At 70.1% G+C, this 15,327-nt stretch carries 10 protein-coding genes; 4 read left to right on the top strand and 6 right to left on the bottom strand.

The window, feature by feature from the left end; all coding sequences use genetic code 11:
* The first annotated feature begins 6 nt into the window (after positions 1 to 6).
* The 3 genes from BJ998_RS33870 (at position 7) to BJ998_RS33860 (ending at position 3,430) form a co-directional block, all read left to right on the top strand.
* Positions 7 to 468: an Lrp/AsnC family transcriptional regulator gene (locus BJ998_RS33870; RefSeq protein WP_116179397.1), complete on the top strand. Its 462-nt coding sequence runs from the start codon at positions 7 to 9 to the stop codon at positions 466 to 468.
* Between the two features lie 87 nt (positions 469 to 555).
* Complete coding sequence (locus tag BJ998_RS33865; protein WP_184867377.1) at positions 556 to 1,947, top strand: aspartate aminotransferase family protein; 1,392 nt, start codon at positions 556 to 558, stop codon at positions 1,945 to 1,947.
* A gap of 16 nt (positions 1,948 to 1,963) precedes the next feature.
* Complete coding sequence (locus tag BJ998_RS33860) at positions 1,964 to 3,430, top strand: APC family permease (RefSeq protein WP_184867376.1); 1,467 nt, start codon at positions 1,964 to 1,966, stop codon at positions 3,428 to 3,430.
* On the opposite strand, the gene BJ998_RS33855 is transcribed toward BJ998_RS33860, so the two are convergent.
* Positions 3,427 to 6,111, bottom strand: a complete 2,685-nt coding sequence (locus BJ998_RS33855) for an AfsR/SARP family transcriptional regulator (protein ID WP_184867375.1) — start codon at positions 6,109 to 6,111, stop codon at positions 3,427 to 3,429. The genes BJ998_RS33860 and BJ998_RS33855 overlap by 4 nt on opposite strands.
* 107 nt (positions 6,112 to 6,218) lie before the next feature.
* Here BJ998_RS33855 and BJ998_RS33850 point away from each other — a divergent pair, with 107 nt between their 5' ends.
* Entirely contained in the window at positions 6,219 to 7,262 is a 1,044-nt protein-coding gene (locus tag BJ998_RS33850; RefSeq protein ID WP_184867374.1) for a hypothetical protein, read from the top strand.
* Here the strand turns inward: BJ998_RS33850 and BJ998_RS33845 are convergent.
* The 5 genes from BJ998_RS33845 to BJ998_RS33825 are packed head-to-tail and all read right to left on the bottom strand — an operon-like array spanning position 7,151 to position 15,287.
* Positions 7,151 to 8,284: an aromatic ring-hydroxylating oxygenase subunit alpha gene (locus BJ998_RS33845; protein ID WP_376775953.1), complete on the bottom strand. Its 1,134-nt coding sequence runs from the start codon at positions 8,282 to 8,284 to the stop codon at positions 7,151 to 7,153. The genes BJ998_RS33850 and BJ998_RS33845 overlap by 112 nt on opposite strands.
* A 13-nt stretch (positions 8,285 to 8,297) precedes the next feature.
* Positions 8,298 to 10,670, bottom strand: a complete 2,373-nt coding sequence (locus BJ998_RS33840; RefSeq protein ID WP_184867372.1) for a GcvT family protein — start codon at positions 10,668 to 10,670, stop codon at positions 8,298 to 8,300.
* Complete coding sequence (locus BJ998_RS33835) at positions 10,670 to 12,184, bottom strand: APC family permease (protein ID WP_184867371.1); 1,515 nt, start codon at positions 12,182 to 12,184, stop codon at positions 10,670 to 10,672. The genes BJ998_RS33840 and BJ998_RS33835 overlap by 1 nt, the downstream gene beginning before the upstream one ends.
* A complete protein-coding gene (gene betA / locus BJ998_RS33830) occupies positions 12,184 to 13,824 on the bottom strand; it encodes a choline dehydrogenase (RefSeq protein WP_184867370.1) in 1,641 nt (546 codons plus the stop codon). Before betA ends, BJ998_RS33835 begins: the two co-directional genes overlap by 1 nt.
* Positions 13,824 to 15,287, bottom strand: a complete 1,464-nt coding sequence (locus BJ998_RS33825; protein ID WP_184867369.1) for an aldehyde dehydrogenase family protein — start codon at positions 15,285 to 15,287, stop codon at positions 13,824 to 13,826. Before BJ998_RS33825 ends, betA begins: the two co-directional genes overlap by 1 nt.
* Between the last annotated feature and the right edge of the window lie 40 nt (positions 15,288 to 15,327).

Raw genomic sequence — 15,327 nt, 5'->3', positions numbered from 1 at the left:
GCGCCGGTGCGCAGGAACACCGAGCCTCTGGACGAGGCGTCGAAACTGATCATCGAGCAGCTGCAGGAGGACGGCAGGCGGCCGTACGCGGCGATCGGCAAGGCCGTCGGCCTGTCCGAGGCCGCCGTGCGGCAGCGGGTCGCCAAGCTGGTGCAGTCGGGCGTGATGCAGATCGTCGCGGTCACCGACCCCATGCAGGTGGGACTGTTCCGGCAGGCCATGCTCGGGCTGAAGGTGAGCGGCCCGATCGAGCCGGTCGCGGACGCGCTCGCGGCGATGCCGGAGATCGACTACGTGGTGGTCTGCGCCGGCCGCTTCGACATCCTGTGCGAGGCGGTCTGCGAGGACGACGCCGACCTGCTGGACCTGATGTCCAACCGGATCCGCACCGTCGAGGGCGTGCGGGACGTGGAAACCATGCCCTACCTGCGGCTGCACAAGCAGTCCTACCAGTGGGGCACCCGCTAGCAGCTACGGAATCCCTTGTATCAACCTCACCGATGTGCGATAAACGTAGTCGAGACGCAGTTGAACGACGAAATCGGTGAGGACGCCATGACTGCCACCGCCCACCCCGGGACCGCCGGCGCGGCCGCGCTGTCCACATCGGCCCGCGACCACCTGTGGCTGCACTTCGCCCGCCACTCCGCCTTCGAGGACACGGACATCCCCGTGATCGAGCGCGGCGAGGGCGCCTACGTCTACGACACGAACGGCAAGCGCTACATCGACGGCCTGGCCGGCCTGTTCGCCGTGCAGGTCGGCCACGGCCGCGAGGAGCTGGCCCGGGCCGCCGCCGAGCAGACCCGCAAGCTGGCCTACTTCCCGCTGTGGTCGCACGCCCACCCGGCCGCCGTCGAACTGGCCGAACGGCTGGCCGCGGACGCGCCCGGCGACCTGAACCGCGTCTTCTTCACGGTCAGCGGCGGGGAATCCGTCGAGACCGCGTGGAAGCTGGCCAAGCAGTACTTCAAGCTCACCGGCAAGCCCACCAAGCACAAGGTGATCAGCCGGTCGATGGCCTACCACGGCACCTCCCAGGGGGCGCTGTCGATCACCGGCATCCCCGGCGCCAAGGCCGACTTCGAGCCGCTGGTGCCCAGCGCGATCAAGGTGCCCAACACCAACTTCTACCGGGCCCGCGAGCACGCCGACGACCTGGTGGCGTTCGGGCTTTGGGCCGCCGACCAGGTCGAGCAGGCCATCCTCATGGAGGGCCCGGAAACCGTCGCCGCGGTGTTCCTGGAGCCGCTGCAGAACACCGGCGGCTGCTTCCCGCCGCCGCCCGGCTACTGGCAGCGGGTCCGCGAGATCTGCGACTCCTACGACGTGTTACTCGTGTCGGACGAGGTGATCTGCGCGTTCGGCCGGCTGGGCCACGACTTCGGCGCCAACCGCTACGGCTACCAGCCCGACATGATCACCGTCGCGAAGGGACTGACCTCCGGCTACGCGCCGCTGGGCGCGGTGCTGGCCAGCGACCGGCTGATGGAGCCGTTCCTCAAGGGCCACAACATCTTCATGCACGGCTCAACCTACGGCGGCCACCCGGTGTCCTGCGCCGTGGCGCTGGCCAACCTGGACCTGATCGCGAACGAGGGCCTGTACGACCACGTGCTGGCCAACGAGGCCGCGTTCCGGTCCACTTTGGACAAGCTGCGGGACCTGCCGATCGTCGGCGACGTCCGCGGCGCGGGCTTCTTCTACGGCATCGAACTCGTGAAGGACAAGGACACCAAGCTGACTTTCACCGCGGAGGAGTCGGAGCGGGTGCTGCGCGGCTACCTGTCCAGCGCGCTGTTCGACAACGGCCTCTACTGCCGCGCCGACGACCGCGCCGAGCCGGTCGTGCAGCTGTCGCCGCCGCTGATCTGCGACCAGTCGCACTTCGACGAGATGGAGCAGATCCTGCGCGCCTCCCTCGAGAAGGCGCAACAACTCCTGTGAAGGGGCAGCTCATCTGATGGATCGCTTACGCGCCAACTCGGTGGGCGTGGTCGGGGTGGTGTTCATGGCGATCGCCACCGCCGCCCCGATCACCGCGATGACCGGCAACGTTCCGGTCGCGGTCGGTTTCGGCAACGGAATCGGCGCACCGGCGGGCTACCTGTTCGCCACCGTGGTGCTGACGGTGTTCTCCGTCGGCTACGTGGCGATGACCAAGCACATCACCGCCACCGGCGCGTTCTACGGCTTCGTGTCGCAGGGCCTCGGCCGTGTCGTCGGCCTGGCCAGCGGGCTGCTGGCGGTGATGGCCTACATCGTGTTCGAGGCCTCGATCGTCGGGATCTTCGCGTACTTCGCGCAGAGCACGGTGCTGGCCCAGTTCGGCGTGCACCTGCCGTGGCAGCTGTTCGCGGCGATCATGCTCGCGGCGACGGCGATCCTGTCGTACTTCGACATCCACCTGACCTCACGGGTGCTCGGCGTGATGCTGGTCGGCGAGGTCAGCATGCTGTTCCTGATGGCCGTCGCCGTCCTCGTGCGCGGCGGCGGACCCGACGGGATCCCCCTGTCTCCCGTCGACCCGCTCAACGCGTTCGGCGGGCCGGCGGCCGGGCTGGGGCTGTTCTTCGCCTTCTGGTCGTGGGTGGGCTTCGAGTCGACCGCGATGTACGGAGAGGAGTCGCGGGAGCCGAAGAAGACCATTCCGCGGGCCACCCTGATCTCCGTGGTCGGCGTCGGGATCTTCTACGTCTTCGTGTCCTGGATGGCCATCGCCGGCAACGGCCTGGCCCGCTCCGTCCAGGTGGCGGCCCAGGACCCGCTGGGCTTCTTCTTCGGTCCCACCGAGACGTTCGTCGGTCACTGGGCGGTGCTGCTGTTCCAGTGGCTGCTGATCACCGGCTCGTTCGCGTGCGGCATGGCGTTCCACCAGTGCGCCGCGCGGTACATGTACGCCATCGGGCGGGAGGGCCTGATCTGGCGGCGGCTGGGGCGGACCCATCCCGAGCACGGCTCGCCGTTCGTCGCCTCGTTCACCCAGACCGTCATCGCCGTGGTGATCGTCGCCCTGTTCAGCCTGGCCGGCCAGGACCCGTACCTGAGCCTGTACACGCTGATGGCGATCCTCGGCACGATGGCGATCCTGATCGTGCAGACGCTCTGCTCGTTCGCGGTGATCGGCTACTTCTCCCGCAACCACAAGGAATCCCGGCACTGGTTCACGACGTTCACCGCTCCCCTGCTCGGCGGCATCGGCATGATCGCCGTGGTGTGGCTGCTGGTGGACAATCTCGACGCGGCCGCGGGCGCCGCCGCCTCGACGCCGTTCTTCCACGCCATCCCGTGGATCGTCGGCGCGCTGTTCGTGCTGGGCGTCGTCGGAGCGTTGGCACTGCGGCGGTTCCGGCCCGAGACGTACGCCGTCCTCGGCCGGATCGTGTTGGACGACGCCAAGGAACGCTCCGAGGAACCCGCCGCGGTCTAGAGGAGTCGTTCGACCCGGGCCGCATCGGTCGGGCGGTTCTGGGACCGGTAGTGCTCGAACGCCTGCCGCCACGCGGCGCGGGCCTGCTCGTGGTCGCCGAGGGCGGTGTGGGTCTCGCCGACCCGCTCCAGCACCTCGGCGATCAGGGCGGCCGCGCCGACCTTGCGCCACTGGGCGAGAGCCCGCCGGTAGTAGCCGAGAGCGAGCGCGTGCTCGCCGCTGTGATGGCAGATGTAGCCCATGCTGTCCAGGGTGTCCGCCTCGCCCTGCGGGTCGGGGTGGTCCCGCAGCACCGCCAGCGCGGCCTCGCAGTGGCTGCGGGCCATCGCGTACTGCCCGATCTGGGCCGCGTACCAGCCGACCTGGTTGAGGGCGTTGGCCTGCTGGATCGGGCTGTCCAGCTTCTCGTAGTAGCGCAGGGCCGACATGGCGTGGTCGAGGGCGGACCGGTTGTCGCCGGCCAAGCCCGCGGCCGCCGCGAGCGCGCGGTGGCAGTGCGCCTGGGCGGCGTCGTCCTCGGCCTCCTCGGCCAGCGCCAAGGACCGCAGGAGGTGCTCCATGCCCTCGGCGTGCCGGCCGAGGCGGGAGTAGGCGGTGCCCAGGCGGCGCAGGGTGAGCCCCCGGAGGTCGTCGTCGACGTGGCGGGCGGCGGCCGTCCATGTCGCCAGGTCGTCGTGCACGTGGCCGCCGTGGTGGTGGAAGGTGTCCAGGCTCCACGCCAGCTGCCACACCAGCCGGTGCCAGCCCTGCTCCTCGGCGAGCCGCAGCGTCGCCAGCACGCACGAGTGTTCGGCGTCGAACCACGCCACCACGCCGGCGACGTCGGCGTGGTGGTGCGGGCGGCTGCCCGGCACCGGCTCGGTGAGCTCGATCGGCGTACGGGACGGGTACATCAGCCGGTCGCCGGCGTAGGCGGAGTGCAGGTAGTGGTCGGTCAACCGCAGCAGCGCCGAGGTCCGCTGCTCCGACGAGAGATCGTGGCAGGCCCGGTCCCGGGCGTACAGGCGGACCAGGTCGTGCATCCGGTAGCGGCCCGGCTTGTCCTGCTGCACAAGGGAAACCCGCTCCAACGCCCGTACCAGGGCGGCCGCGGGACGGTTGGCGAGGGCGGCGGCGGCCGGCAGCCCGATGTCCGGCCCCGGCGCCAGGCCCAGCAGCGCGAACATCTCCGCCTGCTCGGGCGTCAAAGCGTTGTACGACCAGGACAGCGCGGCCGGCAGGCTGGCCATCGGGTGGTCCTCGTCCAGCGCGTCGAGTCGGGTCGAGGCGTCGCGGAACTCGGCGACCAGGCCGGCCAGCGCGAAGTCGGGGTGCACGGCCGCGCGTGCGGCGACGATGCCCAGCGCCAGCGGGGAGCCGCCGCAGTAGGCGACGAGTTCCTCGACGGCATCGGGCTCGGCGGCGACACGGGACGTGCCCAGCCGGCGGACGAGCAGGTCCCGGGACTCCTCCTCGGACAGCACCTCGATCGGCACCGGCGTCTTGACCAGCCCGCTCAGCCGGTTCCGGCTGGTGATGACCACCGTGCCGGACGGGCTGTCCGGCAACAGCGGCGCCACCTGCGCGGCGTCCACGGCGTTGTCCAGCACGATCAGCATCCGCCGGCCGGCGACCAGGCTGCGGTAGAGCGCGATCTGGGCGTCGAGATCGACCGGGCGCGCCCCCACCAGCACGCCGAGGCCGTCCAGCAGGGCCCCGATCGCCCCCGCCGGCGAGACGGGCTCGCCGCCGGGTGCGAAGCCGTGCAGGTTGACGAACAGCTGGCCGTCCGGGAACCGGTCCAGCCGCTGGTACGCCCAGTGCAGCGCGAGCGAGGTCTTGCCGATGCCGGCCGTGCCTGCGATCACCGAGATCGCCCCGGCGCGGTCCAGCTCGGCGAGCTCCCGGCGGCGGCCGGTGAACCACGCCGGCGCGGCCGGCAGCTGCCGCGGCACGGGCGCGGTGGTGCCGGCCAACCGCGGGTCGCCGGTGAGGATCCGCTGGTAGACCTCCTGCAGCGGCGGCGACGGGTCCGCGCCGTGCTCCTCGGCCAGCCACCGTCGCGTGAGGTCGTAGTGCCGCAGCGCGTCGGCCTGCCGTCCACTGCGGTAGAGGGCGAGCATCAGCTGCCCGGCGAGCCGCTCGTCCTCCGGGCGGCGCGTCGCCTCCGTGGTCAGCTCGGACAGCAGCTCGGCGTGCCGGCCGGCGCGGAGTTCGATGTCGACGTGGTCGCGCCGGGCGGCCAGCCGCTCCTGCTCCAGCTGGCTCCGCATGTCGTCCAGCCACGGGCTCGACAGGCCACTGAGCGCCTGCCCCTGCCACAACCCCAGCGCCTGCCGGAACAGCTCGCCGGCGACCTCGTCCCGGTCGCTCGCCCGGGCCTCCGCGATCAGCCGCCGGAAGCGGTGCAGGTCCACGTCGTCCGGGCCGATCGCCAGCCGGTAGCCGTCGCTGGCGTTGACCAGGGTCGCGCCGCCGAGGGCCCCGCGCAGTCGGGACAGGTAGCTGTACAGCGTGCCGGCCGCCCGCTGCGGCGCCGCCGTACCCCACACCCGGTCGATCAGCTCGTCCACCGACACCCCCCGGCCGGTCTCGACCAGCAGGACCGCGAGCACACACCGCTGCCGCCGGGGTCCCAGGTCGACGTCACGGCCGTCGACCGTTGCCCGGAGCTCACCCAGCACGCGGAACTCCGCGCCCACCCGCACTCCCGACCGTCATGCCCCCGTTCGTTCTAAATACCCGTTATGAGCTGGGAAATCAAACCGTCTGAGAGGTCACTCAGCCGGTTGCGGGCATGCTCGGCGGCATGTGGGGGCGTTGGCCGGCGTGGGTGCCGTGGGTGACGGCGGTCTGGGGTGTCTGCTACGCCGGCGTGCAGGTCGGGTGGGTGCTGGCCGGAGCTCAGCTGCCACTCGGCCCGCACTTCGCGTTTCCGGCCTGGGTGCAGGTGTTCCTTGCTTTGGCCGCCGTCGTGGCGGCGGTCGCGGCGGTTCGCGGCCATGTGCCGCTGCTGTTCGTGACGACGATCGTGTTCGGAATCGGCACCTTCGGCTCGCCGATGGAGCTGGTGGCCCTGGCCTCGGGCTCGGGTGACGGCGTCGGCGGCATAGCGCTGGTGCACATGGCGCTCGACGTGCTCGGTGTGGGGCCGCTGCTGGCGACGCTGGTGTCACGTCTCCGGGTGTCACGCGGTCGGTGCCCTCGGTGCGGCCGTGATCATCCCGGCGGCTACGGCGGCCCGCTCGTGCATCCGGCTGCCTCGACGGCGGGTCGAGGCGTCCGTTGGACCGTGTACTCGGCAATGCTCGGCGTCGTGCCGTGGGCCGCCACGAAGATCGTCTGGACGCTCGGCGGCACGGCGCTCGGCGTCACCGGCGAACAGTGGCGGGCCGCCAACGCCGGCGACTCCGCGCTGATGAACGCGCTGTCGTCGGCGGGCATCGACTTCACCGTGCTGGCCGCGGTGGCGTGCGGGCTGCTGATGCTCAGCCTGGTCCAGCGCTGGGGCACCCGCCTGCCTCGGCTGCTGCCGCTACCGCCGGCCTGGCTCACCGGCGTCAGCCTCGGCGCGTACGGCATCGTGCTGACAGTCCTGTCGGCGGCGTGGCTGCTTGGTCTGGTCGCTCCCCCGGCTCCGGTGTGGCCACTGCCGACCGCGACCGACACCGCGTGGATGACCGGATTCGGCGGTTTGGCGTTCGGCGGGCTCGGCATCGGGCTGCTGGTCGCCGCCGGCTCCTACGCCGGGCGGACCCGGCCTCGTTGCGCCTGGACGAGCTTGCCCAGGAGCCACTCGTGGAAGACGCCGATGTGGTGCTCGCTGGGCACGAGCACACCGCCCTTGGCGTAGGCGCGGGAGCTCATGGCCGGCTGACAGCGTTCACACGCCTCGAAGTCCTGCTCGTTGACCCGGTGGAACAGCTCGACGGACCGGGAGACGTCCTTGCCGGACTCGACGACCGAGGGCAGGTAGAGCCAGTCGCACTCGACCACGGTGCGGTCGGCGGCCAGCGGGAACATGCGGTGCAGGATCACGTGGTCGGGCACGAGGTTGATGAACACCTGCGGCTTGACGGTGATGGCGTAGTAGCGCCGGTCCTGCTCCTCGGTGACGGTCGGGATCCGGTCCAGACCCTCGCTGCCGTCGACGGTGAAGCCCCGGATCTCGTCGCCGAACTCGGCGCCGTGACCGACGTAGTACTGCGCGGCCAGGCCCTCGGTGAACTCGGGCAGCACCTCGGTGAGCTCGGGGTGGATGGTGGCGCAGTGGTAGCACTCCATGAAGTTCTCGACGATGAGCTTCCAGTTGGCCTTGACGTCGTAGACGATCCGCCGGCCCACCTCGAGATTGGCGACATCGTAGTGGCCGATGGCGTCGGCGTCGCCGAGACGCTCGGTGCAGGCGCCGACGACATCGTCCTCGAAGGACGGCGGCTTGTCGGCCAGGCACACCCAGACATAGCCGAGCCATTCCCGGACGTGCACGTTGACCAGGCCGTACTCGACCCGGTCGATGTCGGGCATCTTGGTCAGGTTCGGGGCGGCGACGAGCTTGCCGTCCAAACCGTACGTCCACGCGTGGTACGGGCACTGGAAGGCGCGCTTGACCTCGCCTTCCTCGTCCAGGCACAGCTTGGCACCCCGGTGGCGGCAGATGTTCAGGAACGCCTTGACCGCACCGTCCCTTGCGCGCGAGACCAGCACGCTCTCCCGTCCGATCTGGACGGTGCGGAACTTGCCCGGCGTCGGGATGTCCGTGGCCCGGACGGCGCAGAACCACATCGCCTCGAAGACGCGTTCCTGCTCCTGCCGGAAGATCTCCGGATCCGTGTAGTACGCGCCGGGTAGCGTGGGGATGAGGCTGGCGGTCACGGACATTCCCTTCTCACCGGCGGATTCTGGCCATCTCGGGGTCGAACAGCGGCTCGGCGCGCACCGTTGCCGGGATCTTCTCCCCGAAGTACTCGACCGTCACGGCCGTGCCCGGCTCGGCGACGGCGGGCGGCAGCCACGCGTAGGCGACGGTCCGCCCGACGCTGTAGCCGAAGGACGCGCTGGTCACGTAGCCGACGGCGGAACCGTTGCACCACACGGGTTCCTTGCCCAGCACGACGGAGCCTGGGTCGTCGACCGTGAGGCAGGCCAGCTTCCGCTCGACAGCACGGGTTTCCAGTGCCTGACGACCGACGAAGTCGCCCTTGTCCATGCGTACGGCGAAGTCCAGGCCGGCTTCGGACGGCGAGTGCTCGGGGGTCATGTCCGTTCCCCAGGCCCGGTAGCCCTTCTCCAGCCGCAGGCTGTTGAACGCGCTGCGGCCGGCGGCGATGATGCCGTGCTGCTGCCCGGCGGCCCACAGCGTGTCCCACAGCTTGAGGCCCATGTCGGCGGTGGTGTACAGCTCCCAGCCGAGCTCGCCCACATAGGACAGTCGCATGGCGGTCACCGGGACCGCGCCGAGGTAGGCCCGCTTGGCCCGGAAGTAGCCGAAGGCCTGGTGCGAGAAGTCCTTGTCCACCAACGGCTGCACGAGGTCGCGAGCCAGTGGACCCCACACGCCGAGGCAGCAGGTGCCGGCGGTGATGTCCTTGACGCAGACGCTTTCGGGAGCGCGGCGGAGCATCCAGTCCAGGTCGAGGTTGCCGTTGGCGCCGACCTGGAACCTGTTCTCGCCGAGCCGGGCCACGGTGAGGTCGCTGCGGATACCGCCGGTCTCGTCCAGCATCAGCGTGTACGTGACCGAGCCGACCGACTTGGCCAGGTTGTTGGTGGTCAAGCCCTGCAGGAACTCCAGCGCCCCCGCACCGCTGACCTCCAGGCGCTTCAACGGGGTCATGTCGTACAGGGCGACGCGTTCCCGGGTGGTGCGGGCCTCGGCCGCGGCGATCGGCGACCAGTAGCGGGCCGACCAGTCGTCACGCTCGGGCACGTCGATCCGCTCGATCAGCGACTCGTTGGCCTCGAACCAGTGGGGCCGCTCCCAGCCCGTGCCCTCCAGGAACATCGCGCCGAGCTCCTGGTGCCGCTCGTAGAACGGTGAGGTCCGAAGTGGACGCGGCGACTCCATCGGCTGCAACGGGTGCAGGATGTCGTACACCTCGACGAAGTTCTGCTGGCCGCGCTCCAACACGTACGCGGGCGCGAGTTGGTGCTCCTCGAACCGGTTGAGATCGCACTCGTGCACGTCGGTCGCCGGCTGCCCGTCGACGAGCCACTCGGCCATCGCCCGGCCGACGCCGGCGGAGTGGGTCACCCACACCGCCTCGGCCACCCAGAACTCCCGCAGCGACGGGGATTCCCCCATCAGCGGGAAGCCGTCCTGGGTGAACGAGAAGATGCCGTTGAAGCCCTCGCCGACCGACGACCGGCCCAGCGCCGGCAGCAGCTCGGCGGACGCGGTCCAGGCGTCCTCGAAGTCCTCTGGCGTGAACGTGAGCATGGACGGCATCGGATCCGTTGGCAGGTCACCGATGTCGACCGGCATCGGCCGGTGGCCGTAGTAGCCGATGCCGAGCCGGTCGCCGTGGTCGCGGTAGTACAGATCCCGGTCCTGGTGCCGCAGGATCGGCATCCTGCCGGTGAGCCCAGCGACGGGCGTGGTCTTGGCGTACTGGTGCGCCAGCGGCGTCAGCGGCACGGTCAGGCCGACGAGCTCGCCGACCGCCGGGCCCCAGAATCCGGCGCAGGACACGACGATGTCCGCCGCGAAGGTGTCGGTTTCGGTGCGGACGCCGGTGACGCGGCCGCTCGCCTGCTCGACGGCGACGACCTTCTGCCGGCCGACGAACAGCGCGCCGCGGTCGATCGCCCGCCGCGCCTGCTTCTCACACGCCAGCACGGCGTTGGCCCGCCCGTCGGTCGGCGTGTGCAGGCCGCCGAGAACACTCCTGCCCAGCAGGGGAACCAGCGCCCGGCACTCGTCGGGACCGATCAGCGAGGACGGGATTCCCCACGACGTCGCCCAGCCGTGCCGGCGGGCGAGGTCGGCGTGCCGCTCGGGAGTGGTCGCGACCTCCAGGCCGCCGAGCTGGGTGAACGCGCCGAGACCGACCAGCTTCTCCACCGTGTAGGTGGCGAACTCGGCCATCGTCTTCGACGGGTTCGTCTGGAACACCAGGCCGGGCGCGTGCGAGCTGGAGCCGCCGGTGGCGAACAGCGGCCCCTGGTCCAGCACGGTGACGTCGGTCCAGCCGCGCTCGGTCAGCTCGTCGGCCAGGGCGCAGCCGACGACGCCGGCGCCGATGATCACGACCTTCGGCATCAGACCGCCTCCTCCGCCGCCACGGCCGGCACCTCGGCGGCGTGGTCGGCGAGGACGCCGGTCTTGTGCCGCAACACGATCCAGTAGTAGCCGAAGCCGACCAGCGCCACCAGACCCACGAACAACACCGCACCCCATTGCAGGAACCAGTGGAACGGCGGGGTCGGGTTGTAGACCTCACTGCGCGGCCACCCCAGGTTGATGGCCATCCCCGCGCCCCACAACACGGCCAGGACGTTCACCGGCAAACCCCAGCGCCCCAACGAGAAGCCGCCCTTGGGCGTGTCCTTGCCGGGCCAGGTGCCGCGTAGGCGGGCGATCAGCATCGGCAGCGTCACCAGCAGGTAGGCCACGTAGATGAGGACGACGCCGATGCTGGTGACCAGCTGGAAGATCTGCGGCTGGCCGATGTTGACCACCAGCAGGACCACGGCGATCACGCCGATCAGCACCGCCGGCCGGACCGGGGTGCGCTGCTTGCCGTGCACCTTGGCCAGCCACGACCCGGCCGGCAGGTTGTTGTCGCGGGCCATCGCGAAGGTCATCCGGATCGCCGCGGTGTGCACGGCCAGGATGCAGACGGTGATCGCGATCGCGACGGCGACCAGGAACACCTTGCCCAGCCCCGATCCCAACACGTCGATCACCACGTACTGCAGGCCGATCGTGCTCAGCTCCGGCGCGTTGATGTTGCGCACGGCCATCAGCGCCAGCAGCAGGATCAGGCCACCGATGACGAACGAGGCGATCAGCGCGCGCAGGATGGCCCGCGGCGCGTTCTTGCGCGGGTTCAGGGATTCCTCGCCGAGCGAGCTGGCGGTGTCGAAGCCGTACATGACGTATGCGGACGCGAGCGAGCCGACCAGGAAGGCCCCGAAGTAGCCCAGGGTCATTCCGTCGCCCTTGTGGGCGGTGTCCAGCACGATCTGCGGCCCGCGCACGACCTCGAACGCCAGCAGCACCACCAGCAGCACCGCGGCGATCAGCTCGATGAACACGCCGGCGCTGTTGATCCGCGCCATCAGCTTGGTGCTCCACGCGTTCACCACCGTGCTGAACAGGATCAGCACCGAGCCCAGGATGACCGCGTTCACCGCGTTGTCCGGCGCGATCTGGAAGAAGTCGGCGATCTGCGGCAGCGTGATCTGGTAGGCCAGCGCCACCGAGGCCACCGTGACGATCGAGGCCACCAGCATCATCCAGCCGGCCAGCCACGCCACGTGCGGGTTGCCCAGCTTCTTGGACCAGTTGTAGATCGAGCCGGCCACCGGGTAGCGGGCGGACAGCTCGGCGAAGCACAGCGCGACCATCAGCTGGCCGACGAACACCATCGGCCAGGACCACCAGTTCGCCGGCCCGCCAACGGAGAAGCCGAAGTAGAACATCTGGAACGTGCCGGTGAGGATGGAGATGTAGCTGATGCCGGCGGCGAACGTGTGGAAGTTCCCCAGAGTTCGCTCGAACTCCTGCTTGTAGCCTAATTCAGCGAGCCCGTGTCCGTCGTCAGAACTCATCACTGCTCCCGGTGGCGGTAGAACTCCACCTCGGCCGGCGGCAGGGGCTGCCGACCGAGAATCAGGTCCGCGGACTTCTCCGCGATCATCATGGTCGGCGCGTAGATGTTGCCGTTGGTGACGTAGCGCATCACCGACGCGTCGACGACCCGCAGCCCCTCGACCCCGTGCACCCGCAGCGATTCCGGGTCCACGACGGACTGCTCGTCCACCCCCATCCGGCACGTGCACGAGGGGTGCAGCGCCGTCTCTCCGTCCTTGGCCACCCAGGCCAGGATCTCCTCGTCGGTCTGGACCGACGGCCCGGGCGAGATCTCGCCACCGTTGTAGGGGTCGAAGGCCGGCTGGGTAAGGATGTTCCGCGCGACCCGGACCGCCTCCACCCACTCGCGGCGGTCCTGCTCGGTGGTCAGGTAGTTGAACCGCAGCGCCGGCTTCACCCGCGGATCACGGGACGTGATCTTCACGGAGCCGCGGGCGTCGGAGTACATCGGTCCCACGTGCACCTGGTAGCCGTGGTCACCGGCCGGTAGGGAACCGTCGTAGCGCACGGCGATCGGCAGGAAGTGGAACATCAGGTTCGGGTAGGCCACCTCGTCGTTGCCGCGCACGAAGCCGCCGCCCTCGAAGTGGTTGGTGGCGCCGGGTCCCTTGCGGAACAACCACTGCAACCCGACCATCGGCTTGCGGTACCACTTCATGTACGGCGCGACCGACACCGGCTTGGTGCAGGCGTACTGGATGTACACCTCCAGGTGGTCCTGGAGGTTCTCCCCCACGCCGGGCAGGTCGTGCACGACGTCGATGCCCAATGCCTTCAGTTCTTCGGCATTCCCGACGCCGGAGAGTTGCAGCAGCTGCGGCGAGTTGATCGCGCCGCCGCACAGGATGACCTCGCCGGCCCGGACCTCCTTCGTCCGTCCACCTTGGACGTACTCGACCCCGACCGCCCGCGTGCCCTCGAACAGGATCCTCGTCGTGTAGGCCCGGGTCCGGATCGTCAGATTGGGACGGTTGCGCACCGGGTGCAGGTACGCGCGGGCCGCGCTGAGCCGCCGGCCGCGGTGCAGGTTGCGGTCGAACGGGGCGAAGCCCTCCTGCTGGTATCCGTTGACATCCTTGGTGAGCGGGTAACCCGCCTCCTGCACGGCCTGGAAGAACGCCTTGAACAGCGGGCTGTCCGCCGGCCCGCGCTCCAGGACCAGCGGCCCGTCGCCGCCGCGGTACTCATCCGCGCCGGCCAGGCAGTTCTCCATCTTCTTGAAGTACGGCAGGCAGTGCGCGTAGTCCCAGGACTTCATGCCCTCGTCGGCGGCCCACCGCTCGTAGTCCAGCGGGTTGCCGCGCTGGAAGATCATGCCGTTGATGCTGGACGAGCCGCCGAGCACCTTGCCACGGGCGTGGTAGATGCGCCGGCCGCCCATCGCCGGCTCCGGCTCGGACTCGTACTTCCAGTCGTAGAAGCGGTTTCCGATCGGCATGGTGAGGGCGGCCGGCATGTGGACCAGCACGTCCCAGAAGTAGTCCGGCCGGCCGGCCTCCAGCACCAGGACCTTCGTGGCGGGATCGGCGGACAGTCGGTTGGCCAGGCAGCTGCCGGCGGACCCGCCGCCGACCACGACGAAGTCGTACATCCTCATCACCCCGGGAACAGGCCGAGTGGTTTCGGATCGGTGTTGGTGTAGACGTGTTTCGCCTCGCGGTACTCGTCGAGGCCGGTGGGACCGAGCTCGCGGCCGATGCCGGAACGCTTGAAGCCGCCCCATTCCGCCTGCGGCAGGTAGGGGTGGTAGTCGTTGATCCAGATCGTGCCGTGCCGCAGCGCGCCGGCGACCCGGGCGGCCCGGCCGGCGTCGCGGGTCCAGACCGCGCCGGCGAGGCCGTAGTCGGTGTCGTTGCCGAGCTCGACGGCTTCCTCCTCGGTGGAGAAGCGTTCGGCGGTGAGGATCGGGCCGAACGTCTCCTCTCGCACCACGGTCATGTCGCGGCGGCAGTCCGCGAACACCGTCGGCCGGTAGAAGAATCCTTGCTGCAGCTCGGGTTCGTCGGGCCGGCGGCCGCCGGCGAGCAGCTTCGCGCCCTCGGCGATCGCGGACTCGACGTACCGCTCGATCTTGGCGCGGTGCTCCTCGGACACCAGCGGCCCGCTCTGGCTGTTCTCGTCCAGGCCGTTGCCGATCCGGATCCGGTCGGCGCGGGCGGCGATCTCGGCGACGAACTCGTCGTAGATGCTGTCCTGCACCAGGAGCCGGGCCCCGGCCGAGCAGACCTGGCCGGCGTGCAGGAAGACGGCGTTGAGCGCCTGGTCCTTGGCGGTCTCAAGGTCGGCGTCGGCGAACACGATGTTCGGGTTCTTGCCGCCGAGTTCGAGGGCGACCTTCTTGACGTTGCCGGCGGCCGCGACCATGATCCGCTGCCCGGTGGCCAGGCCGCCGGTGAACGACACCAGGTCCACGTCGTCGCTCTCGGCCAGCGCCGCGCCGACCGTGGCGCCCGCGCCCAACACCAGGTTGACCACGCCGGCCGGGATCCCGGCCTCCTCGATCAGGCGGACCAGGGCGATCGTGGTCAGCGGCGTGATCTCGCTCGGCTTGACCACGATCGTGTTGCCGGCGGCCAGCGCCGGCGCGATCTTCCAGGACGCCTGCAGCAGCGGGTAGTTCCACGGCGTGATCAGCGCGCAGACGCCGACCGGCTCGTACACGATCTTGCTCTGCGCGTTCGGGATGCCGGTGTCGACGATCCGGCCCGGGTGCTTGTCGGCCAGGTCGGCGTAGTAGCGGAAGACGCGGACGACGTCGTCCACGTCCGCGATGCTCTCGCCGAGCGTCTTGCCGGTGTCCAGCGTCTCCGTTCTGGCGATGTCGTCGCGGTCGCGCAGCAGCAGGTCGGCGACGGTGTTCAGCAGCGCGCCGCGCTCGGCCGCCGGCGTCCTCGGCCACGAGCCCGCATCGAAGGCCGCCCTGGCGGCTCGCACGGCTCTCAGGGCGTCCTTCGCGTCGGCCTCGGCGACTGTCGTGAGCACGCTGCCGTCGAACGGGTTGAGCACCGGACGGGTGTCGCTCCCGGCCGTCCAGTTCCCGCCGATGAACAGTTCCGCCACGAGGACCCCCGATCAGGCTTGTTGCTGATTACGCAACGGC

This window comes from Kutzneria kofuensis, from assembly GCF_014203355.1.
GTDB lineage: Bacteria > Actinomycetota > Actinomycetes > Mycobacteriales > Pseudonocardiaceae > Kutzneria > Kutzneria kofuensis.
The sequence above is the reverse complement of the archived record's forward strand: the minus strand, read 5'-3'. Positions and strand labels throughout refer to the sequence as shown.